Source organism: Actinoplanes couchii (assembly GCF_016862075.1).
Lineage (GTDB): Bacteria > Actinomycetota > Actinomycetes > Mycobacteriales > Micromonosporaceae > Actinoplanes > Actinoplanes couchii.
The window spans coordinates 115,521-137,780 of sequence record NZ_BOMG01000041.1; the positions used below are offsets into that span (position 1 = coordinate 115,521).

The 22,260-nt window shown below is 71.9% G+C and carries 18 protein-coding genes; 4 read left to right on the forward strand and 14 right to left on the reverse strand.

Annotation, left to right across the window (positions count from 1 at the left end; all coding sequences use genetic code 11):
- The first annotated feature begins 32 nt into the window (after positions 1–32).
- Complete coding sequence (locus Aco03nite_RS14575) at positions 33–995, forward strand: glycosyltransferase family 2 protein (protein ID WP_203795616.1); 963 nt, start codon at positions 33–35, stop codon at positions 993–995.
- Between the two features lie 57 nt (positions 996–1,052).
- Here Aco03nite_RS14575 and Aco03nite_RS14580 read toward each other — a convergent pair whose 3' ends face one another.
- Positions 1,053–3,314: an FdhF/YdeP family oxidoreductase gene (locus Aco03nite_RS14580; protein WP_203795617.1), complete on the reverse strand. Its 2,262-nt coding sequence runs from the start codon at positions 3,312–3,314 to the stop codon at positions 1,053–1,055.
- A gap of 52 nt (positions 3,315–3,366) precedes the next feature.
- The gene (locus Aco03nite_RS14585; RefSeq protein WP_203795618.1) at positions 3,367–4,566 is read right to left on the reverse strand and encodes a DUF1444 domain-containing protein; all 1,200 of its coding nucleotides are present in this window, start codon (positions 4,564–4,566) and stop codon (positions 3,367–3,369) included.
- 102 nt (positions 4,567–4,668) lie between these two features.
- Here Aco03nite_RS14585 and Aco03nite_RS14590 point away from each other — a divergent pair, with 102 nt between their 5' ends.
- Complete coding sequence (locus Aco03nite_RS14590; RefSeq protein WP_203795619.1) at positions 4,669–5,679, forward strand: SDR family NAD(P)-dependent oxidoreductase; 1,011 nt, start codon at positions 4,669–4,671, stop codon at positions 5,677–5,679.
- On the opposite strand, the gene Aco03nite_RS14595 is transcribed toward Aco03nite_RS14590, so the two are convergent.
- Entirely contained in the window at positions 5,633–6,211 is a 579-nt protein-coding gene (locus tag Aco03nite_RS14595) for a TetR/AcrR family transcriptional regulator (protein ID WP_203795620.1), read from the reverse strand. The two genes, Aco03nite_RS14590 and Aco03nite_RS14595, sit on opposite strands and share 47 nt — an antisense overlap.
- A gap of 140 nt (positions 6,212–6,351) precedes the next feature.
- On the opposite strand from Aco03nite_RS14595, the gene Aco03nite_RS14600 reads away from it, so the two are divergent.
- Positions 6,352–7,152 carry a hypothetical protein gene (locus tag Aco03nite_RS14600; protein WP_203795621.1) on the forward strand — a complete coding sequence of 267 codons (801 nt, stop codon included), beginning with the start codon at positions 6,352–6,354 and terminating at the stop codon, positions 7,150–7,152.
- Between the two features lie 201 nt (positions 7,153–7,353).
- Here Aco03nite_RS14600 and Aco03nite_RS14605 read toward each other — a convergent pair whose 3' ends face one another.
- The 11 genes from Aco03nite_RS14605 to Aco03nite_RS14655 form a co-directional block, all read right to left on the reverse strand.
- Complete coding sequence (locus Aco03nite_RS14605; RefSeq protein ID WP_203795622.1) at positions 7,354–7,650, reverse strand: MoaD/ThiS family protein; 297 nt, start codon at positions 7,648–7,650, stop codon at positions 7,354–7,356.
- Entirely contained in the window at positions 7,647–8,762 is a 1,116-nt protein-coding gene (locus Aco03nite_RS14610; protein WP_203795623.1) for a WD40/YVTN/BNR-like repeat-containing protein, read from the reverse strand. The genes Aco03nite_RS14605 and Aco03nite_RS14610 overlap by 4 nt, the downstream gene beginning before the upstream one ends.
- Before the next feature lie 16 nt (positions 8,763–8,778).
- Positions 8,779–10,308 carry a methyl-accepting chemotaxis protein gene (locus tag Aco03nite_RS54065; protein WP_275415868.1) on the reverse strand — a complete coding sequence of 510 codons (1,530 nt, stop codon included), beginning with the start codon at positions 10,306–10,308 and terminating at the stop codon, positions 8,779–8,781.
- Between the two features lie 69 nt (positions 10,309–10,377).
- Positions 10,378–11,346 (reverse strand): Ppx/GppA family phosphatase, encoded by a 969-nt coding sequence (locus tag Aco03nite_RS14620; RefSeq protein WP_203795624.1) that lies wholly within the window; start codon positions 11,344–11,346, stop codon positions 10,378–10,380.
- Positions 11,343–12,011 carry a response regulator gene (locus Aco03nite_RS14625; RefSeq protein ID WP_203795625.1) on the reverse strand — a complete coding sequence of 223 codons (669 nt, stop codon included), beginning with the start codon at positions 12,009–12,011 and terminating at the stop codon, positions 11,343–11,345. Before Aco03nite_RS14625 ends, Aco03nite_RS14620 begins: the two co-directional genes overlap by 4 nt.
- Positions 12,008–14,491: a DUF4118 domain-containing protein gene (locus tag Aco03nite_RS14630; RefSeq protein ID WP_239145164.1), complete on the reverse strand. Its 2,484-nt coding sequence runs from the start codon at positions 14,489–14,491 to the stop codon at positions 12,008–12,010. Before Aco03nite_RS14630 ends, Aco03nite_RS14625 begins: the two co-directional genes overlap by 4 nt.
- A 61-nt stretch (positions 14,492–14,552) precedes the next feature.
- Positions 14,553–15,704: a chromate efflux transporter gene (gene chrA, locus Aco03nite_RS14635; protein ID WP_203795626.1), complete on the reverse strand. Its 1,152-nt coding sequence runs from the start codon at positions 15,702–15,704 to the stop codon at positions 14,553–14,555.
- Between the two features lie 36 nt (positions 15,705–15,740).
- Complete coding sequence (locus Aco03nite_RS14640; RefSeq protein WP_203795627.1) at positions 15,741–16,973, reverse strand: SLC13 family permease; 1,233 nt, start codon at positions 16,971–16,973, stop codon at positions 15,741–15,743.
- A gap of 9 nt (positions 16,974–16,982) precedes the next feature.
- The gene (locus Aco03nite_RS14645) at positions 16,983–18,287 is read right to left on the reverse strand and encodes a hemolysin family protein (RefSeq protein WP_203795628.1); all 1,305 of its coding nucleotides are present in this window, start codon (positions 18,285–18,287) and stop codon (positions 16,983–16,985) included.
- A gap of 60 nt (positions 18,288–18,347) precedes the next feature.
- On the reverse strand, positions 18,348–19,853 hold the full coding sequence (locus Aco03nite_RS14650; protein ID WP_203795629.1) for a PAS domain-containing sensor histidine kinase: 1,506 nt from the start codon (positions 19,851–19,853) through the stop codon (positions 18,348–18,350).
- An 84-nt stretch (positions 19,854–19,937) separates the two neighbouring features.
- Positions 19,938–20,504, reverse strand: a complete 567-nt coding sequence (locus tag Aco03nite_RS14655) for a TetR/AcrR family transcriptional regulator (RefSeq protein WP_203795630.1) — start codon at positions 20,502–20,504, stop codon at positions 19,938–19,940.
- Between the two features lie 153 nt (positions 20,505–20,657).
- On the opposite strand from Aco03nite_RS14655, the gene Aco03nite_RS14660 reads away from it, so the two are divergent.
- Positions 20,658–22,151, forward strand: coding sequence for a CocE/NonD family hydrolase (locus Aco03nite_RS14660; RefSeq protein WP_239145165.1), 1,494 nt, complete (start codon positions 20,658–20,660; stop codon positions 22,149–22,151).
- The last annotated feature ends 109 nt before the right edge of the window (positions 22,152–22,260 follow it).

The window sequence follows — 22,260 nt, forward strand, 5'->3', positions numbered from 1 at the left end:
GCGTCATGCGCCTATGCCCAGGAGCAGAGGCTTTGGAGCCCACCGGCATCTCCGACGTCAGCATCGTCATCCCGACCCACAGCGAGAAGCGCTGGGCCTCACTCACCCGCACCATCGCGTCCGCCCACGCACAGACCCACCAGGCCGACGAGGTGGTGGTCGTCGTCGACCACAACCCGGAGATGGCCGCCCGGGTGAAACTCGAGTTCCCGGGCGTCACCGTGCTGGAGAACGCGTACGCCCGCGGCGCCTCCGGCAACCGCAACACCGGCGCCTTCCACACCCGGACCGCGTTCATCGCCTTCCTCGACGACGACACCGTGGCCAGCCCCACCTGGCTCGCCCACCAGCTCGAACCGTTCCGGGATCCGGCCGTGGTCGGCACCGGCGGCGGCATCATCCCGGCCTGGGCGGTGGACCGCCCCACCTGGATGCCGGACGAGCTGCTCTGGACCGTCGGCGTCTCCTACACCGGGATGCCGACCAGGACCGCGCCGATCCGCAACGTCTGGTCGGCCAACATGATCGTCCGGCGGGACGCGTTCCTGGCCGTCGACGGGTTCCGCACCGGCTTCGGCAAACTCGGCGACCAGAACCGGCCCGAGGACACCGAGCTGTGCCTGCGGATGAGCGCGGCCGCCGGCGGGCGCTGGATCTACGTGCCGCACGCGACCATCGACCACGAGGTGCCGGCCGACCGGTCGACATTCGCCTTCCTGATGCGCCGCTGTTACGCCGAGGGCCGCGGCAAGGTGCAGATGGCCGGGCTGATGCCCAAGGACCAGGAGCTGGGCGCGGAGAAGGACTATCTGCGGCGTACGCTGCCCCGCGCCGTCGCCCGCAACCTGGCCGACGCCACCAGCGGCCGGGGCATGTACCACGCCGCGCGCGCCGCGACCGTGGTGGCGGCGGTGGCGGCCGCCGCGTGGGGTGGCGGAGTGGAGACCCTCGCGGGCCTCTTCGAGAGCACACCCACCCCCGGCAACGACGCCTGACCCGCGTGGTGATCTCCGGTGCGGATCGCACCGGAGACCACCACGGGTAAGGCGACGTCAGGCGGTGCGCTCCAGACGGATCTGCACCCACTTCGACGTGGGGGTTCCGCTCTCCTCGGCCTGCGAGTCGAGCGGGACCAGCGGGTTCGTCTCCGGGTAGTAGGCCGCCACGCAGCCCTTCGGAGTGTCGTACGAGACCAGCCGGAATTTGTCGGCCCGGCGCTCGACCCCGTCCTCCCACTCGGAGACCAGGTTGACCACGTCGCCGTCGTCGAAGCCCAGCTCGGCCAGGTCGGCGGCGCTGATGAAGACCACCCGGCGGCCCTGCTTGATGCCCCGGTAGCGGTCGTCCAGCCCGTAGATCGTGGTGTTGAACTGGTCGTGGCTGCGCAGGCTCTGCAGGATCAGCCGGCCCGGCGGGATCGTCATCACCTCGAGCGGGCTGACCGTGAAGACCGCCTTGCCCTCCAGGGTCGGGAAGGTCCGCGAGTCACGCGGCGGGTGCGGCATGGTGAACCCGCCGTCCCGGATCTTCGCCGGGTAGTCGTCGCAGCCCGGGACCACCCGGCCGATCCGCTCCCGGATCTCCTCGTAGTCCTCGGTGAACGCGGCCCACGGGATGTCGTGCCGGTCGCCGAGCGTGGCCGCCGCGATGCCGCAGATGATGTCGACCTCGGAGCGCAGCAGCGGGCCGGCCGGGTCGGACCGGCCGCGGGAGGCGTGCACCGCGGACATCGAGTCCTCGACGGTGATCCGCTGCACCCGGCCACCGGTCAGGTCCTGCTCGGTGCGGCCCAGGGTGGGCAGGATCAGCGCGGTGTGCCCGGCCTCGATGTGGCTGCGGTTGAGCTTGGTGGAGATCTGCACGGTCAGCTCGGCGCCGCGCATGGCCGCCGCGGTGACCTCGGTGTCCGACATCGCGGCCACGAAGTTGCCACCGAGCGCCATGAACACCTTGCCGTGCCCGTCCCGGAACGCCTTGACCGCGTCGACGGCGTCGTGGCCGTGCTCGCGGGGCGGCTCGAACCCGAACTCGTCGCGCAGCCGGTCCAGGAAGATCGCCGGCGGTTTCTCCCAGATGCCCATGCTCCGGTCGCCCTGCACGTTGGAGTGCCCGCGGACCGGGCAGAGACCCGCGCCGGGCTTGCCGATCATGCCCTGCAGCAGGGCGACGTTGACGAACTCCTTGATCGTGGCGACCGCGTTGCGGTGCTGGGTGATGCCCATCGCCCAGCAGTGGATGACCCGCTCCGAGGAGGCCAGCATGTCGGCGACGTCCTCGATCTGCTCCCAGGTCAGCCCGGTGGCGGCGAGGACCTTCTCCCGGTCGATCTCGGCGAGCGAGTCGGCCCACTCCTCGAACCCGACCGTGGACGACTCGATGAACTCCTTGTCGGCCACGCCCTTGCGCAGGAGCAGGTGCCCGATCGCCTGCCAGAGGGCCAGGTCGCCGTTGGACCGGATCTGCAGCAGGCGGTCGGCCAGCGGGGTGCCCTTGCCGACCAGGCCGCGCGCGTTCTGCGGGTTGTCGAAGCGGATCAGGCCGGCCTCGGGCAGCGGGTTGATCGCGATGATCTTCGCGCCGTCCCGCTTCGCGATCTCCAGGGCGGTCAGCATGCGCGGGTGGTTGGTGCCCGGGTTCTGCCCGGAGACCACGATCAGGTCGGCCTTGTGCAGGTCCTCCAGGGTGACCGAGCCCTTGCCGACGCCGATCGTGCGCATCAGGGCCGAACCGGTCGACTCGTGGCACAGGTTCGAACAGTCCGGCAGGTTGTTGGTGCCCAGGGCGCGGGCGAACAGCTGGTAGACGAACGCGGCCTCGTTGCTGGCCCGGCCGGAGGTGTAGAAGGCCGCCTCGTTGGGATCGGCCAGGCCCCGGAAGTGCGAACCGGCCAGGGCGAACGCGTCGGCCCAGGAGATCGGCTCGTAGTGGGTGCCGCCGTCGCGACGGACCATCGGGTGGCTGAGCCGGCCCTGTTTCTCCAGCCAGTGGTCGGTCCGGGTGGCCAGGTCGGCGATCGAGTGCTCGGCGAAGAACTCCGGGCCCACGGTGTCCCGCTGGCCCTCCCAGGAGACCGCCTTCGCCCCGTTCTCACAGAACTCGGCGGTGTGCCGGTGGCCCTGCGGGTCGGGCCAGGCGCAGCTCATGCAGTCGACGCCGTTGTGCTGGTTGAGCGTGCGCAGGTTGGTGACCGTCTTCTTGACGCCCATCTTCTGCACCGCGTTGGTGAGGCTCAGCCGCACCGCCTTGAGCCCGGCCGCGTGATCGGCCGGAGGTCCCACCGACAGGCGGCTGTCTTCCTCTTCAAAAGTGGTCATCAGCCTCTCCCATCGCGAGCGTTACCAGGACAGTGTCCCCCGTTCGGACGAATCAATCCAACTCGTGCTCCCGCAACGCGGCCAGCACCGGTTCCGGCGGCCACGACTCCACCCGGTACCGGGCCGGGGCCAGCAGCGGCTCCGGGATCAGGCCCGCCTGCTCCTCGGCGGCCCGCCACGGCACCCGGAACTCCACCCCCCTGCCGATCCGGGCGAAGGCCACCGTGTCGGCGCGCGGCAGCAGGGTGCTGACCCCCTCGGTCCAGGTGGCGATGGTCTCGGCCGGGCCGCCGCCGGGTGGTTCGATCGCGATCAGGTTGCCGACGTGCACGTCCAGCCCGGCCTTGGTGTACTGCCCGGCGAGCCAGTCGGTCTGGTTCGAGTACTCGGTCAGGGCCAGCACCGCGTCGGCGCGGCGGGCCGGCAGGTGGTGCGGATGGCCGGCCGGCGGACGGTACGGCACCGCGCGGCCGTCCGGCCCGGCCACGTAGGCGACCGGCGACAGGTAACGCACCGCCTCGCCGAACACCCGCTCGACCGCGGCGTACAGCTGGTCGGCGTTCTGCTCCGGCAGCGGGGTGAGCAGCAGCGTGTTGTTGTCCGGGACGAACGCGAGCACCGGGCCGCCCATCCGCTCGCCGACCTCGGCCAGCCAGCCCGGCGCCAGCAGCAGCGAGGTGAAGTAGCCGTCGCCGTCGTCGAGCAGGCTCATCACCGGGCCGTCCCGCCACGGCCGGTCCAGGCTGTCGCGGGCGATGGCCGCCAGGTTCGCCCGGGCCGCCGCGAACACCTCGTCGACGCCGACACCCCACTCCTCGAGCCGGTCCGGCAGCACGTAGGCCATCGCGTCCGGGGCGTCGATCACCACCAGCTCGCGCAGGTACGGCATGGCCGGGCGGGACAGTGGCGGGCGCATTCCGGCCGGGCCGGACGCCCCGAAGGTCACCGGCCGCAGCACCGGGCGCAACTTGGGCCGGGCCGTCTCCCAGTCGTCCTCGGGCATCGGCGTCATCAGCCGGATCAGCCGTTCCAGACGCTCCCGGCGCTCCTCGGGACTGGCGTCCTCGGTCTCCCGGAAGACGTTGGAGAGGTAGAGGTGGGCCGGCCCGTCGGAACCGGCCCGGTGGATCGCGATGGCGAAGTCGTCCGGCTGGTAGACCGCCCGGTCGACACCCGGCGTGTGCCGGGCCACACGGAGCGCGAGCTGCGCGAACCTGCGGCGCGGCGAACCGAACCTGTCCAGCAAACCCATTGGTGGACCTTAACGGACCAGCGGCGCGGTACGACCCCGGAGGCCCCTTCCCGACCGAAGTAAACTAAGTACACTTAGCGTCTCGACGAAAGGATTCCTCACATGACCGACCCCAGGCCGCTGACCGCGAACAGCACCGTCGGCGAGTGGCTGGACCACCCGGAGGGCGGGCCCGCGCTGGGTGGGCTGCTGGCCGCCGGCGGCACCGACCCGTCGATGCTCGCCCCGGTCCGTGGGCTCCCGCTGCAGAAGATGGTCGAGCTGAGCGGCGGCGCCATGCCGCAGTCCGTCGTCGACGACCTCGTGCTGCGGGTCAACGGCGGGGTCGCCCCGGCCGAGGACCCGGAGGGCGGCCCGTGGCGGGAGCGGATCACCCCGGGCCGGTTCGACGGCCGGACCGTGATCGTCACCGGCGCGGCCTCCGGCATCGGCCGGGCCACCGCCTCCCGCATCGTCCGCGAGGGCGGCCGGGTGATCGGCGTGGACATCACCGCCGACAAGCTCAAGGAGACCGAGGCCGACCTGGGTGGGGCGTTCGTCGCGGTGGCCGCCGACATCACGAAGGCCGGCGACATCGAGCGGATCGTGGCCGCCGCCGGGGACCGGATCGACGGCCTGGCCAACATCGCCGGCGTGGTCGACGACTTCAGCCCGGTGCACGAGACGTCCGACGCGATCTGGGCGAAACTGTTCGCGGTCAACGTCGACGGCGTCTTCCGGCTGACCCGGGCGGTCGTCCCGGCGATGCTGTCCGCCGGGCGCGGCTCGATCGTCAACGTCGCCTCCGAGGCGGCGCTGCGCGGCAACGCGGCCGGGGTCGCCTACACCGCCTCCAAGCACGCCGTTCTCGGCATCACCAAGAACACCGCCTTCATGTACGGGCACCAGGGTGTCCGGACCAACGCGGTCGCGCCCGGCGGGGTCGCCACCGGCATGGCCCCGGTGAACCAGTCCGAGTTCGGCCGCGGTCGCACCGGCCCGTTCCTGCAGCTCATCCCGGGGGTGGCGATGCCCGAGCACCTGGCCGCGTCGATCACCTTCCTGCTCAGCGACGACGGGGTGAACCTCAACGGGGTGGTGCTGCCGTCGGACGGTGGCTGGTCGGTCCAGTGAGGGCGAGCTGCAGCAGCGCCCCGTAACGGGCGATCAGGTCGTCCCGGTCGGCGGTCACCAGGCTCTCGTCCTCCACCACCCAGAGCGAGTAGAGCAGACCGCCGACCACCGCGGCCGCCAGCGCGGCCCGCACGTCCGCGTCCGGCCCGTCGAGCCGGGCCCGCACCGGCCCCACGAAGGTCTGCTCGTGGATGCGCTGGAGCCGGGCCCGGATCTGCGGCTCGTTGCTGCCGCGGACCAGGGCCAGATAGACCCCGCGGACGTCGTCGTCGGCCAGCAGGACCTCGACGAACCGCTCACCGAACTCCGCCAGCGGCACGTCGAACAGCGGCGAGTCGTCGATGCTGAACCGCATGGTGTCGAGGAACAGCAGCTCCTTGGTGCCGAAGTAGCGGATCACCAGCGCCGGGTTGGTGACCGCCCCGGCGGCGATGTCCCGCACCGAGGTCCGCGCGAAACCGCGCTCCCGGAACAGACGGGCCGCCGCGTTACGAATCTCCTCACGGGTCGCGTCACCCGTACGCCTGGCCATGCTCCTGATCGTAGGCCGCCGCCATTCGCACCTCCCGGGCGGAGTTGCCCCGGATCGGGCAATTCTCGCAAACCTCGCACCACCCTTCGGATGCCGTGCTCAGCTATCCGAAACACGGCATATTCCACGGAAGGTACGAAATGCGAAAAACAACGCGAGGACTCGTCACCGCCTGCGCCGGGCTGGTGATCGGAGCGGCGTTCGGCGCCGGCCCCGCCATGGCCGGGCCGGAGTGGGTTCCGCCGGGCCGGCTGCTCGGTTACTACGACTCGTTCGAGAGCTGCTCGACGTTCGCCACGTCGCTGGTGCTGTGGGCGGACGACTACGACTGCGACTTCTTCCCGGCCCGGATCGTGAATCAGTACGCGCTGGTCATCGAGCGGCCGGTACAGATCCTGCCCGGGTTCGTCGCGCCCCCGGTCCAGATCCTGCCCGGCTTCGTGCCGGCCGCGCCCCCGGTGCAGATCCTGCCCGGTTTCGTCCCGGCCGCGCCTCCGGTGGGTTCCGGACCGGTCCGCGAGCCCGGCCCGGAGCGGCCGGCGCCGGAGCAGCCGGGGACCGGTGCCGCCCCGGCCGCCAACGATCCGGCCGGGACTGCCACCGCCGCTGCCGCCGCCGCCGAACCGGCCACCGCCGAACCGGCCGGGGCCGCTGCCGCTGCTTCCGCGGCCGACGAGGAGAAGCCCGCGAAGGCGCACAAGAAGCACGCCAAGAAGAAGACCAAGAAGACCGACCGGATCACGGTCACCGCCGCCGGGCCGCTGGACGTGGCCGAGCCCGGCGCGGACATCCCGCCCGCGACGGCGGGCCGGCCGGCCGCCCCCGCGCCGGTCGCCGACCAGCCGGTCGTCACGCTGCCGGCGATCCAGGCGCCGGTGATCCGGCCGATCACGATCCATCCGGTGCACCAGCTCGGCGGCCCGTGCGGCCCATGCCTGTAGAGCCGTGATCGGACGACGGCGGCCGGGAAGTCCCCCGGCCGCCGTCCGGCCCCGCTGCGCTGCCGGCCTCGGCAGAAGGCCCCGCCCAAAAGGCCTCACCGGAAGGCCCGCTGGAAGGCTTCGGCAAGAGGTCTTATGGGAAGGCCTCGGCAAGAGGCCTCGCTGGAAGGCCTCGCTGGAAGGCCTCGATGAACGGCCGGATCAGCCGCCGGCCATCGCGCCGACCACCAGGAACGGCTCCTCACCGGCCGCCACCCGGTCCGGCAGCGGCGCGTCGGGCGGCTCGTTGGAGAGGTCCTCCTCGCAGGCGAAGAAGCGCACCAGCGGCCGCCGTTTGCCGGTGGACCGGTCGCGCATGGTGCCGAGCAGCATCGGGAACTCCCGCTCGACCGCATCCAGGACGTGCCGCTGGGTCACCTCGCCGGGCACCTCCACCCGGACCTCCCCGGTCACCTTGGCCAGGGTGCGCAGGTGGGGCGGCAGGACCACCCGGATCACGGCAGCACCTGCACTTCCACCGACAGCACCGGCGGCAGGTCGCTGACCAACGTGGTCCAGCTGCCCCCGCTGTCGATCGACCCGTAGACCTGACCGGCGCTGGTGCCGAAGTAGATGCCGCACTCGTCGAGGGTGTCCACCGCCATCGCGTCGCGCAGCACGTTGACGTAGCAGTGCTCCTGCGGCAGCCCGGCGGTGAGCGCCTCCCACTCGTCGCCGCCGGTGCGACTGCGGTAGACCCGCAGCTTGCCGTCCATCACGTAGTGCAGGTGGTCGCTGGTGATCGGCACGACGTAGATCGTCTCCGGCTCGTGCGCGTGCACCGCGATCGGGAAGCCGAAGTCGGTGGGCAGATTCCCGCTGATCTCCCGCCAGTTCGCCCCGGCGTCGTCGGTGCGCATCACGTCCCAGTGCTTCTGCATGAAGATCGTGCCCGGCCGGGCCGGGTGCATGGCCAGCCGGTGCACGCAGTGGCCGACGTCGGCGTCCGGGTCCGGGATGCCCTCGCTCTGCAGGCCGTGGTTGACCGGCTGCCAGGTGATCCCGCCGTCGTCGGTGCGGAACACCCCGGCCGCCGAGATGGCCACGAACATCCGGTCCGGGTCCACCGGGTCGGGCAGGATCGTGTGCAGGCAGAGCCCGCCGGCGCCGGGCTGCCATCGCGGGGCCGACACGTGGGTCCGCAGCCCGGCCAGCTCGACCCACGTCTGCCCGCCGTCGGTGGTCTTCCACAGGGCCGCGTCCTCGCCGCCGGCCCACACCACGTCGGCGTCGGTCCGGGACGGCTCCAGGTGCCAGATCCGTTTGAACTCCCACGGGCGCGGGGTTCCGTCGTACCAGAGATGCTCCCCGACCTCCCCGGCGTAGGCGAAGTCGTGGTCGACCTGCGCCCAGTTCCGCCCGCCGTCGTCGGAGCGCTGGATCAGCTGCCCGAACCAGCCGCCGGACTGGGACACCCAGATCCGGTCCGGGTTCACCGGCGAGGCGTTGGCGTGGTAGATCTCCCAGCCCGCGAAGTGCGGGCCGTCCACCGTCCAGTCCTGCCGCTTGCCGTCCGCGGTGAGGACGAACAGACCTTTCCTGGTTCCGATCAGTAACCGAACACCACTCATTCGCCGAGCGTAGGGGTCAACCCTGCAGAGCGCGTGCCATCTCGGCCTGTTCGGCCAGGACGTCATTCATTCGGGCCTGCACCGCGTCCATCTTGCCGATCGTCTCGCTGGTGGTGTGGATGCCGTTGGCGACGGTCTCGGCGCTGGCCTGGATGCCGGCGATCTGGTCGGAGACCTTCTGGGTGGCCTCGGCGGTCTCCCGGGCCAGCTCCTTGACCTCGCCGGCGACCACCGCGAAGCCCTTGCCGGACTCGCCGGCCCGGGCCGCCTCGATGGTGGCGTTCAGGGCGAGCAGGTTGGTCTGCTCGGCGATCGAGGAAATGATCTTGATGACGTCGCCGATCGCGGTGGACGCCTGGCCCAGCGCCGCCACCTCGGCGGTCATCGCCGACGCCCGGGACACCGCCTGCTCGGCCACCGACGTCGCGTCCTGGCTGGCGCTGCGCAGCCGTTCCACGGTGTCCAGCAGGTCGCGGGCGTTCGCGGCGGCCCGCTCGGTGCCGCGCACCACGTCCAGCCGCTGCGACACCAGCTGCTGCACGTTGCGCAGCGCGGCGGCCCGCGACTCGGAGAGATCGATGTACTCGGTGGTGAAGAAGTCCATCGTGCCGACCACCCGGTCGCCGCTCATGATCGGGAAGCAGACGCCGGAGCGCACCCCGGCCCGGCCCGCCGCCGGAGCCCGCACACAGTCGGTCAGCTCCGCCAGCTCCCGGACGAACACCAGGTCCCGGGCCCGCCAGGCACGGCCGGACAGCCCGACCCCCTCGGCGAACGTGGCCGCCAGGGTGACCTGCCGGAACTCCTCGCCGGCGGAACCCGACTCCAGCTGGAACTTCAGCACGTGCAGGTCCGCATCGATCGCCCAGAACGAGCCGTACGCCCAGCCGAACGCCGTGCGCACCGCGTCCAGCGCCGCCTTGATCGCGGTCTGGGTGTCCGAGGCCTGGCCGAGCCGGGTCACGACGGTGGTCACCGCCTCCCGGTCGTCGGCCACCTGACGCAGCTCGGCGGCCGCGATCGCGCTGGTCCGGGCGCGCTCGCCCATCCGTACGATCGCGGCGAACTTCTCTTTCCGCGCCTCGTCGGCGTAGAACATGGTCGGCGAGTAGTACTCCAGGATGCCGATCACGTCGTTGCCCTGCAGCACCGGCAGCACCGCCGCGGCCTTCATCCCGGACCGGGCCGCCGCCTGCCACCGACGGCATCCGGTGGCGGCATCCGGATCCTCGTCGAAGATCGGCACCCGGCCCCGCAGTGCCCGGTTCACCAACTCGCCCGGATCGTTACGGCCGGCCGCCTGGATCTGCGGCACCAGCTCGCCGCACTCGTGCCGCACCTGCAACCGGTTGGTGTTGTCCAGCACCCAGACCGCGCCGTACCCGAACTTGTAGAACCGGACCGTGCTCTCCACGGTGATCCGCCAGGCGCTCTCCTCGTCGCTCGCCGCGTCCAGGTTGTGCACCAGCTCCTCGAGTGCCTCGACGTCCCGCGGGATCGGGCGCGCCGTCTCCGGGCCCGCCGCCCGGGATCCGAACAACCGCACGCTTCCGCCTCCTAGAACGACAGGGCAACCTCCACCCATCTTCGTCCCGTACGACATGAATTGCGGCGGTTATTCCCAAGGCACCCAGGAGGCATCGGCCAACGGCGGCTGCCGCGACTCCAGTTCCCGCAGCAGAATGCCCTCCCGCAGCCCCCACGGGCAGATCCGCAGCGAGTCGATCCCGAGCCGGCGCATCACCTCGTGCGCGACGATCGCCCCGGCCAGGATCTGCCGGGCCCGGTGCGGGGAGACGCCCTTGAGCCGGGCGCGCAGCGGGCTGGGCATCACCGCCAGCCGCTTGATCCACGGGCGCAGGGCCCGCGCCTCGATCATCCGCGGCACGAACGGGCCGAGGCGCTGCGGCGGCGCCCCGGTCAGGCGCGCCAGCTGCTGGAACGTCTTGGACGCGGCCACCGACGTGTGCGGCTCCTCCCAGGACGTCCGGGCCGCGACCTCGGCGAACCGGTCCCGCACGTGCCGGCGCAGGCGGCGCACCGCCCGGGGTGACGGCGGATCGCCCTCGAGGAACTCGCGGGTCAGCCGGCCCGCGCCCAGCGGCAGCGAGATCGCCGACTCGGGCAGCCGGTCCCGGCCGAACGCCACCTCCAGGCAGCCGCCGCCGATGTCGACCATCAGCATCGGGCCGGCCTGCCAGCCCAGCCAACGCCGGGCCGCCAGGAAGGTGAGACGGGCGTCCTCGATGCCGGTGATGGTGCCCAGGCGTACGCCGGTCTCCGCACGCACCGCCTTGAGGACCGCCTCGCGGTTCGGGGCGTCCCGGACCACCGCGGTGGTGTACGCGAACATCCGGGTCACGCCCACCCGGTGCGCCTCGGCGGCCGCGTCCCGCACCGAGGCGATCATCCGGTCCAGCGCCTCCGTGCCGATCGTGCCGTCGGCCGGCAGCCGGTGCGCCAGCCGCGGGCGCTCCTCCCAGGAGTGCACCGGCAGCGGCAGCGCCGAATCGGACTCGGCCACCACCAGGTTGACCGTGTTGGAGCCGACGTCCAGCACCCCCAGGCGCGTCGCCGCGCTCACGGGCGGAACCGGTAGCCCATGCCGGGCTCGGTCAGCAGGTGACGGGGACGGGCCGGGTCGGCCTCCAGCTTGCGGCGCAGACGTGCCATGTACTGCCTCAGGTAGTTGGTCTCGGTCTGGTACTGCGGCCCCCACACGTCGTGCAGCAGCTCCTTCTGGGTGATCAGCTTGCCGGGGTGGCGCAACAGGTGCTCCAGCAGCTGCCACTCGGTCGGGGTGAGCCGGACGCCGCCGCTGATCGAGTGCTCGGCCAGGTCGATCTCCCGGTCGCCGATCAGCACCACCGGGTTCTCCTCGCCGGCCGGGCGGCCGCGCCGGGTGACCGCCCGGATCCGGGCCAGCAGCTCGTCCACGCCGAACGGTTTTGTCACGTAGTCGTCGGCGCCCGCGTCCAGGGCGGCCACCTTGTCGGCGCTGTCCGCCCGGCCGGAGAGCACGATGATCGGCACCGCGGTCCAGCCGCGCAGGCCGGCGATCACCTCGGCGCCCTCCATGTCGGGCAGGCCGAGATCCAGCACGACCAGGTCGGGATGGGTGTGCGCGGCACTGTGCAGGGCGCCCGCGCCGTCCGGGGCGGTGTCCACGTCGTACCCGCGGGCCTTGAGGTTGATCCGCAGTGCCCGGGTGATCTGAGCGTCGTCGTCGACGACGAGGATCCGGGTCATGCCGCGGCCACGGGAAGCGAGATGATCATGGTGAGTCCGCCTCCGGGAGTCTCGTCGGGAGTGAGGGTGCCGCCCATCGCCTCGGTCAGACCGCGCGACAGGGCCAGGCCCAGACCCACCCCGGCGTGGTTGTCACGGTCGCCGAGTCGCTGGAACGGCAGGAACACATCGTCCCATCGATCCGCCGGGATCCCCGGACCGTGATCGATCACACGTAGTTCCACCACATCGCCGTGGCTGCTGCCGGTCACCATCGGCGGGCGGCCCGGCGGACTGTAGCGAAGTGCGTTGCCGATCACGTTGACCAGCACCCGCTCCAGCAGGCCGGGGTCGGCGCGCAGCAGCGGAAGGTCCTCCGGCACCCGCACCGCCACCTGCCGGGCCTCCGGCCCGAGATCCTCCAGCGCCATCGGTACGACGTCCTCCGCCCCGATCTCGATCGCGGTCACACCCAGCGCGCCGGTCTGCAGACGGCTCATGTCCAGCAGGTTCGCCACCAGCCGGCCCAGCCGGTCCAGCGACTCGTCGGCGGTGGCCAGCAACTCCACCCGGTCCTCGTCGCCGAACTGCACGTCCGGGCTGCGCAACCCGGCGACGGCGGCCTTCGCCGAGGCCAGTGGCGTGCGCAGGTCGTGGCTCACCGCGGCCAGCAGCGCCGTGCGCATCCGGTTCGCCTCGGCCAGCGGTCGCGCGGTCGCCGCCTCGGCCGCCAGGCGCTCCTGACGCCACGCGACCGCGGCCTGCGCGGCGAACGCCTCCACCACCCGCCGGTCCGAGGCCTCCAGGGTCCGGCCGGCCAGCAGCACCGTCTCGTTCTCGCCGGCGTGCACCGTCATGTGCGCGTCGGCCGGCCGCAGCCCCGGCGTACCCACCTCGGCGACCGTCGTGCCGTCGGCCAGCAGCGCCACCGTGTCCAGCCCGAACGTCTCCCGCAGCCGGTCCAGCAGCGCCGGCAACGGCCGCTGCCCGCGCAGCACCCCACCGGCCACCGCGGCCAGGGTCTGCGCCTCGGCCGCCGCCTCGGCCGCCTGCCGGGTGGTCCGGGCCGCCTTGTCGACCACCCAGCTGACCGCCACCGCGACGGTCACGAAGATGCCCAGCGACAGCAGGTTCTCGCCGCGGGCAATCGCGAACGCGTTGTACGGCGGGGTGAAGAACCAGTTCAGCAGCAGTGAGCCGAGCACCGCCGCGACCAGCGCCGGCCACAGCCCGCCGATCAGCGCCACCCCCACCACGGTGACCAGGAACAGCAGTATGTCGTTGATCAGCGGCGGATCGGGCAGCGCCCACAGCACCGCGGTCAGCAGCGGCAGCCCGGTCAGCGCGACGGCGAACCCGGCGGTCCGGCGGCGGCGGGACAGCGCCGGCGCCACCCGGTCCCGGCGGCCCGCCCGCCCGGCCCGCTCGTGGGTGACCAGGTGCACGTCGATGCTGCCGGACAGGATCGTGGTGGTCACCCCGACACCGGCGCTGAACAGCTGCTGGAACCGGCCCCGGCTGGAGACCCCGAGCACGATCTGGGTCGCGTTCACCCCACGGGCGAACTCCAGCAGCGCCCGCGGCACGTCCGCCCCGGACACCTGGTGGTACGTGCCGCCCAGGCTCTCCACCAGCACCCGCTGCCGGGCCAGCACCGCCGGATCCGCCCCGGCCAGCCCGTCGCTGCGGGTCACGTGCACGGCCAGCACGTCGGCGCCCTTGCTGCGGGCCGCGATCCGCGACGCCCGGCGGATCAGCGTCTCCCCCTCGGCCCCGCCGGCCAGCGCCACCACCACCCGCTCCCGGGTCTCCCAGGTCGCGTCGATGCCGTGGTCGGCGCGGTACCGCCCGAGCTCCTCCTCGACCCGGTCGGCCAGCCACAGCAGGGCCAGCTCCCGCAGGGCGGTCAGGTTGCCGGTCCGGAACCAGTTGCCCAGCGCCGCGTCGATCTTCTCCGGCGGGTAGACGTTGCCGTGCGCCATCCGGCGGCGCAGCGCCTCCGGTGTCATGTCGACCAGCTCGACCTGCTCGGCGGCGCGCACCACGCCGTCCGGCACGGTCTCCCGCTGCTCCACCCCGGTGATCGCCGCGACCACGTCGTTCAGCGACTCCAGGTGCTGCACGTTGACCGTGGTCAGCACGCTGATCCCGGCGTCCAGCAGGGCCCGGACGTCCTGGTGCCGTTTCTCGTGGCGGCTGCCCGGCACGTTGCTGTGCGCCAGCTCGTCGACCACCGCCACCTCGGGCCGGCGCTCCAGCAGCGCGTCCAGGTCCATCTCGGTGAACGCGCCGCCCCGGTACGTCAGATGCCGTCGCGGCACCGTCTCCAGGTCACCGATCATCGCCGCGGTGTGTTTCCGGCCGTGCGTCTCCACCCAGCCGACCACCACATCGGTGCCCCGCTCGGCCCGGCGATGCGCCTCCTCCAACATGGCGTAGGTCTTGCCGACGCCCGGAGCGGCCCCCAGATAGATCCGCAACTCCCCCTGCACAGCACCCACTCAACCTCGCGGTATGCACCCCGGCAAGCGCGTTAACGGGATCTTGACGACGTGCCCTCGGTCACCGGAGCAGGACGTGGCCGACGCCGATCAGCGCGCCCGCGCCGATGAACCAGGCGCTGTTCCACCGGGTCCGCCACATCAGGACCAGTGTCCCGGCGGCGATCGCGGCGGTCAGCGGATCCACGATCGCGGTGCCGGCCAGCTGGAAGCCGATTCCGGCCATCAGCGCCAGCGCCGTCGCGTTGACCCCGTCCAGCAGCACCGACGTCCACGCCGAGGACCGCAGCCAGCCGGTCAGCCGGGTGAGCAGCCCGACGAACAGGAACGACGGCAGGAAGATCGCCACGGTGGCCAGGAACGCCCCGGGCAGCCCGGCCACCAGATAACCGACGAAGGTCGCGGTGGTGAAGACCGGGCCCGGCGTCACCTGCCCGATCGAGATCGCGTCGATCAGCTGCTGCCCGGTGATCCAGCCCAGCCGGTCCACGAAATCGCCGCGCAGGAACGCCAGCAGCACGTAACCGCTGCCGTACAGCACCGAGCCGATCTTCAGCATGGTGAGGAACAGCTGTCCGAGATCGCCGTCGGCGGGCAGGCCCGGCACCGCCAGCACGGCCGGGCCGCCCCACCGTGCTCCCCGCCGGCCACCCCACCGTGCTCCCCGCTTTGCTCCCCGCCGGGCGAGCACGACCAGCGCGGGCAGCGCCGCACCCACCGCCAGGATCAGCAGCTCGTTGACCCCGGCCAGGTAGGCGGCCAGCGCCGCGGCCGCAAGCAGCCCGGCCCACACCGTCTTCAGTACCGCCTTCAGCAGTCCGGCCAGGGCGTGCACGATGATCGCCAGGACCGCCGGGACGACGCCGTACAGCAGCCCGGAGACCGCCGGGGTCGTCCCGAACCGGACGTAGGCCCAGGCCAGGCCGGTGACGATCGCCGCGGCCGGCAGGATGAAACAGACGCCGGCGGTCAGCAGGCCCCGCCAGCCGGCCCGTTCGTGACCGAGATGGATCGCGAGCTCGGTGGAGTTCGGCCCCGGGATGAGGTTGGTCGCCCCGATCAGGTCGGCGAACCGCTCGTCGGTGATCCACCCGCGCCTCCGGACCACCTCGTCGCGCATCATCGCGGTGTGCGCCACCGGCCCGCCGAAGGCGATCGTCCCTAGTCTCAGGAACAGGCCCGCCACCTCACGTACCCGCCCCGCCTCCAGCACCTCCGCACCGTAACGACCGGAGGTGAACGGCGGGCGTCAGGCCAGGTGCAGGGCGGCCCAGAGGGCCGTCACGCCGGCGAGCAGGGACAGCGGGACGGTGGCGGCGCCCAGTTTGAGGAACTCGGCGGTTCGCGGGGCGGCGTCCCGGGCGTGCAGGATCCGGCGCCACAGCAGGGTGGCCAGCGAGCCCGCGTAGGTCAGGTTCGGGCCCACGTTGACGCCGATCAGGACGGCCAGCAGCAGACCGGGATGCCCGGCCACCGCCGGGATCAGGACCAGGGTGGCGGGCAGGTTGTTCAGCACGTTCGCCAGGATCGCGGCCAGCACGGCGGCGCCCAGCAGGCTCAGCAGATCGGTGTGCCGCGGGATCCATGCGTCGATCAGCGTGCCCAGGCCGTTGTCCCGGACCGCCAGCACCACCACGCCCAGGGCCAGGACGAAGGCGCAGAACGCCGGGTTGGCCTCGATCACCAGGTCGCGGGGGCGCAGGGTCCGGGACCGGAGCAGCGGTACGGCCAGCGCCAGCGCTCCGGCGGCGGCGACGAACGCGGGCTCCACCCCGAACGGCTGCAGCACCGCGAACCCGATCAGGGTCACCGCCAGCACCGACAGGGCGTAGCGGGGCGCCGGGCCGGGCTCGCCGGGATCCGCGGTCGCCGGCTGGGCCAGGTCACGGGCGAAGAACAGCTGGAAGACCAGGTACTCGACGACGATGACGGCCAGCCACGGCGCGGCCATCAGGGCGGCGAACCCGGCGAACGTCAGGCCGCTGGCGGCGAAGGCCAGCAGGTTCGTCAGGTTGGAGACCGGCAGCAGCAGGGACGCCGAGTTGGCCAGATGGTTGCAGGCGTAGGCGTGCGGGCGATGGCCGACGCCGGCCCGGGCGGCGACCGCGAAGACGACCGGGGTCAGCAGCACCACGGTGGCGTCCAGGCTGAGCACCGCGGTGGTGACGGCGGCCGCCCCGAAGACGGCCCCGAGCAGGCGGCGCGGGCTGCCCCGGCCGTACCGGGCCACCAGCGCGCCGGCCCAGGTGAAGACCCCGTGCTGTTCGGCGGTGTGCGCCAGCACCAGGATCGCGGCCAGGAACGCCACCGTCGGCGCCAGCTCCCGGATCTCGGTGCCGGCCGCGGACGGGGAGACGAGGCCGAGGGCCACGGCGGCGAGCGCCGCCGGCACGGCCGCCGTGGCCTCGGGGAGACCACGGGGCCGCGCGACGGCGAAGCCGAGCACCGCGACGAGCAGCGCCAACGCCAGAATCAGGAGCACCGGCGAACCTTAGAGATCAGCGTCGTCCCCGGCAAGTTCCGGGGTGATCCGGCGCAGCCGGAGCTGGGTGATCGCCCGTCCGGTGATCTCGACGACCTCGGCGGTGTGCCCGTCGATGGAGACGGTCTCGCCGGGGACGGTCGGGATGTGCCCGAGCCGGGCCAGCACCAGGCCGGCGACCGTGGTGTAGTCGCCCGCGTCGATCTCCTCGATGTCGACGCCGATGTCCGGCAGGTCGTGGATCGGGAAGGTGCCGGGCAGCAGCATCGCCCCGTCGTCCTCCCGGATCACCGACTGCACGTCCCGGTCGGTCTCGTCGTAGATCTCGCCGACGACCTCCTCGACCAGGTCCTCCATGGTCACGATGCCGTCGATGGCCCCGCGCTCGTCGACGACCATCGCGAACTGCTGCCGCTGCGACCGCAGCTGCCGCATCGCGTCGGACACCTTGAGCGTCTCGGGCAGGAAGATCGGCGTGAACATGTGGTCGCGGACCAGCCCGTCGGCGGTGATCAGGTCGCGCAGGTGGACCACGCCGAGCACGTCGTCCAGCCCCATCGAGCCGGTGACCGGAGCGCGCGAGTGACCGCCTTTGACCAGCCGGGCCAGGGCTTCCGGGGACGGCAGGTCGGCCGGGAGGATCAGCACGTCGCGGCGCGGGACGAGGATCTCGCGCAGGATCCGGTCGGCGATCTCGAAGGCGCCGGAGATGATCTCGCGTTGCTCGGCGGTGAAGTCCTGCTGGGCGGCGACCATGTCGCGGATCTCCTCGGTGGAGACCTCCTCCCGGCCGGCCGACGGGTCGCCGCCGGCGAGCCGGACGACACCGTCGGTGGACTTGCCGAGCAGCCAGATCACCGGGCGGGACAGGGTGGCCAGCACGTCCAGCGGCCGGGCCACGGTCAGGGCCCAGCCCTCGGCGCGCTGCATGGCGATCCGTTTGGGCGCCAGCTCGCCGACGACCAGGGTGAAGAAGGTCAGCACGAGGGTGATCAGGAAGATCGACACCGGTTCGGCGGCGTTGCCGAGGAAGCTCAGCGGTTCGATCAGGGGTTGGGCCAGGGACACCGCAGCGGCGGCCGAGGCGAGGAAACCCGCCAGGGTGATGCCGATCTGGATGGTGGCGAGGAATCGGTTCGGATCCCGCGCCAGCTTGGCGAGGGTGCGCCCGGTGCGGGACTGTCGTTCGAGGCGCTGCAACTGGCTCTCCCGCAGCGAGATGAGCGCCATCTCACTACCCGAGAACGCCGCGTTGAGCAGCACCAGCACCACGACCAGGACTACTTGCCAGCCGTATCCGCCCACGGCGGACATCAACTCCTTCACGAAGAGGCGAGAGTCCAGGCTACCGAACCCCGGCGGCTACCTACCCATCTATGCCCGCTCGCACTCCACGATGAATACCGAGCCGCCGGTCGGGTGCGGCTCGTGCCGGACGTCGCCGTGGTTGGCCCGGGCCAGACTGCGCACGATGTAGAGGCCGAGACCGGTGCCGCGGACCGAGGCGGCGTCCCGTTCGGCCCGGCTGAGACGATCGAAGAGACGGGAGCGGAATTCCCCGGGTACGCCCGGACCATGGTCCTCGACCCGGATGTACACCCGGTCGCCGGCCGGTTCGACCCGGATCGAGGCGGCCCCACCGGCGTACTTCGCCGCGTTGGAGAGCAGGTTGACCACCGCCTGCTGCAGGTGACCGGGATTGAACAGCACGGTGGCGTCCGGGCCGAGGATCGGCACCGGCCGGTCGCTGAAGCTCTCCACCGCCTTGCCGAGCGCGGCCCGCAGCGACACCGGCCGGCGGTTCGCGCTGAAGCTCCCGGCGTCGATGCTGACCATGGCGAGCGCCTCGCCGACGATCTCGTCCAGGCGGCGGGCCTGCCGGGCGATCACCGCGGCGGCCTGCGCGGCCGGGGAGTCGTCGTGCAGGTCCGCGGCGAGTTCGTCGGCGTGCCCGAGGATGGCCGCGAGCGGGTTGCTGATCTCGTGGCCGAGCATCCCGATGATGTCCAGCTTGAGCCGGTTGGCCTCCTCCAGCGCGATGTTGCGCTCGGCGAGGGCCGCGGCGGCGTGGTCCCGGGCCTGCTCGGCCAGGCGGCGCTGGGAGATGTCGACGGCCACCACGATCAGGTGCTCGGGGCGGTCCTCGGCGTCGCGTACCAGGGAGACCGTGGCCTCGACGTCGACCCAGTGCCCCTCGGCGTGCCGCAGCCGGGTCTCGTGCGTGTAGTAGCCGGCGTCGCCGGAGAACAGCCCGGCGATCTGCTGGTGCACCAGCGGGACGTCGGACGGGTGCATCAGGTCGGGTTCGACCAGCCGGCCGACGAGTTCCTCGGGGTGCCGGCCGATGATCCGGGCGAAGGCGTTGTTCACCGCGATCAGCGAGCCGTCCAGGCCACGGACCGCCTGCCCGACCGCGGACTGGGTGAACTGGGCCCGGAACCGCTGTTCGTTGAGGGCGAGCGACACCTCGGCGGCCCGTACCGCGGTGATGTCGGTGTTGACCTCGAGCACTTCGACGTCGTCCTCGGAACCGTGCACCGGGCGGTAGACCACCTGCCGGCTGAGCACGGTCACGGTCCGCCCGGTCGCGGTCAGGTGCCGCAGCCGGCCCTCCCAGTTGCCCTCGGTCTCGAGCTCGGCCTGCTGGGTGTGGATCGTCCCCTCTTCGAAGCCGGTGTTGAGCAGCCGGTGGGTACGCCGGCCGAGCGCCGCCTCGGCGGACCAGCCGTACAGGTCCTGGGCGCCTTCGTTCCACCACAGGACGGTGCCGTCCAGGCGGCGCACGATGACCGCGGCGGGGATCAGCCGCAGCAGGGCGGCCTGGGTCTCGCTGGCCTCGAGCGCCTCCACCCGGGTCGGCCGGGCGGGCCGCCCCCTCACGCCGATCTCTTCGAGAAGCACCGCGCCCCCACCACCATTTCCCCTGGATACACCGACGGGCAGGCAGATCGGCACCGGGCGCGGCTACTTGAGCAGGAACACGCCGTCCAGCATCAGGTCGACCGAGCGGTCGGCGGCGGCACGCGCGGCCTGCACGTCGTCGGTGGCCTCGGCCACACCTTGGACCATGGTGAACAGCAGGGACAGATCCTCGGGGACCAGGTCGGCGCGGACGTGCCCGTGCTCGACGGCCCGGCGCATCGGGACCGCGAAGGCGTTGATGACCCGGCGCCGCCACCGCTCCTGCACCCCGGTGTCGAACCGGCGCACCAGCTTGACCAGCCCGCACAGCTCGATCTGGGAGTGCAGGACCTCGCGCAGCAGGGCCCGGAACCCGGCCGGGTGGGCGGAATGGGTGGCCACCCGGGTCTCCAGGATGCCCAGCTGGTAGGTGACCACGGCGGTGGTCAGGGCGAGCCGGTCCGGGAAGTGGCGGTAGAGGGTGGCCTGGCCGATCCCGGCACGGCGGGCGATCTCCGGCATCAGGGCGACGGCCCCGCCCTCGGACAGGACCTCGCCGGCTGCTTCCAGGATGGCCGCGCGGTTGCGCTGGGCGTCGCGCCGACGTGCGGTCGGGGTTCCGTAGAGCACCTGTTACCCCCTTTGCTACCGGCGAGTCACGTTACTAGTCGGTAACGAGAATGTCACCATATTCAAATTCTCGGAACGGCTTCCTAGGCTGCCGCCACCCCCGATCGAGGAGTGTTGATGGCGCGCCGGATTCTGATCGTTCTAACGCTTTTATTGGGACTTTTCATATCTTCTCCGGCGCAGGCCGCCTCCGGGTTCCGGGCCGTCGACATCACCGGCGCGGACGGTGTGGTCCTCAAGGCCACGGTGATCGCCCCGTCCACCGCCGGGCGCCATCCCGCGGTGGTCCTGCCGTCCAGCTGGGGGCTCAACGACCTGGAATACCTGGCCCAGGCGAAAAAACTGGCCGGGCGCGGGTACGTCGTCGTCTCCTACACGCCGCGCGGCTGGTGGCTGTCCGGCGGCGAGATCGACACCGCCGGCCCGAAAGACATGGCCGACCTGACGAAGGTCATCGACTGGACCGTCGCGAACACCGTCGCCGACCCGGACCGGATCGGCGCGGCGGGCATCTCGTACGGGGCCGGCATCAGCCTGCTCGGCGCCGCGTTCGACAGCCGGATCCGCGCCGTCGGGGTGCTCAGCGGCTGGACCGACCTGGTCCAGTCGCTCTACGCCGACTCCACCCGGCACCGCCAGTCCGCCGGGCTCCTCGAACTGGCCGCCCAGCTCGTCGGCCGGCCCAGCGCCGAACTGACCGCCAACATGGCCGACTTCAACGCCGGCCGGGACGTCGCCGACGTGATGAACTGGGCCGCGGTGCGGTCGGCGTCCACCTACCTGGACAAAATCAACGCCAACCGGCCGGCCGTGCTGATCGCCAACGGCTGGGGCGACACGTTCTTCCCGCCGAACCAGCTCGTCGACTTCTACGGCAAGCTGACCACCCCGAAACGGCTCGAACTGCGACCCGGCGACCACGCGATCGCCGAACTGACCGGGGTGCTCGGGCTGCCCAACGAGGTCTGGACCAGCCTCTACTCGTGGCTCGACCAGAACCTGGCGGTCGCACCCACCAGCACCGGCTCGGTCTTCCTCAAGCCGCTCAACGCCGCCGCCGAGACCTACCCCACCTGGTCGGCACAGACCACCTCCCTCCGCCGGTACGGGCTGGGCAGGATCCGTGGCCTGGACGGCACCGGGCTGCTCGGTGGCGCGGTCAGCACCGGCTGGACCAGAAAACTGCCCACCGACGCCGACACCCTCGCCAGTGGCGGACTGGTTCTGATCACCAACGGGGCCGCCGCGATCACCGGGCAGCAGCCCAGCGTGTGGCTGCCGTTCGTCGACCGCGGGCGGGCCGGGGTGTGGGCCTCCGAACGGTCGTCGACGGTCCAGCGGATCCGTGGCGTGCCCGCCGTGCACCTGGAACTGTCCGGCACCGAGGCCACCGGGACCGTGGTCGCCTACCTCTACGACCTGGACCTGGTGGGCAACGCCAAGCTCATCACGCACGCTCCGGCCAGCTGGCTGACCAGCACCGGCAAGGTGGATCTGCGGCTGCCGGCCACCGCTTACGACCTGCCGGCCGGGCACTCGCTGACACTCGTGGTGGACACCGTGGATCCGCTGCACTACGAGGAGAACCCGTCCGGGAAGACGATTACCATCGGCGGCGGGTCCTACGTGGACGTACCGCTGCGCTGATTGTGATTCTTTTCCGTCAGGCCCCGGCTGCTCGCCGGGGCCTGATCGGCTTTCTGTCCGATTCGCCTCATCACCCAGACTGCGATGAAAGGTTTTTCATGTCCTGCCG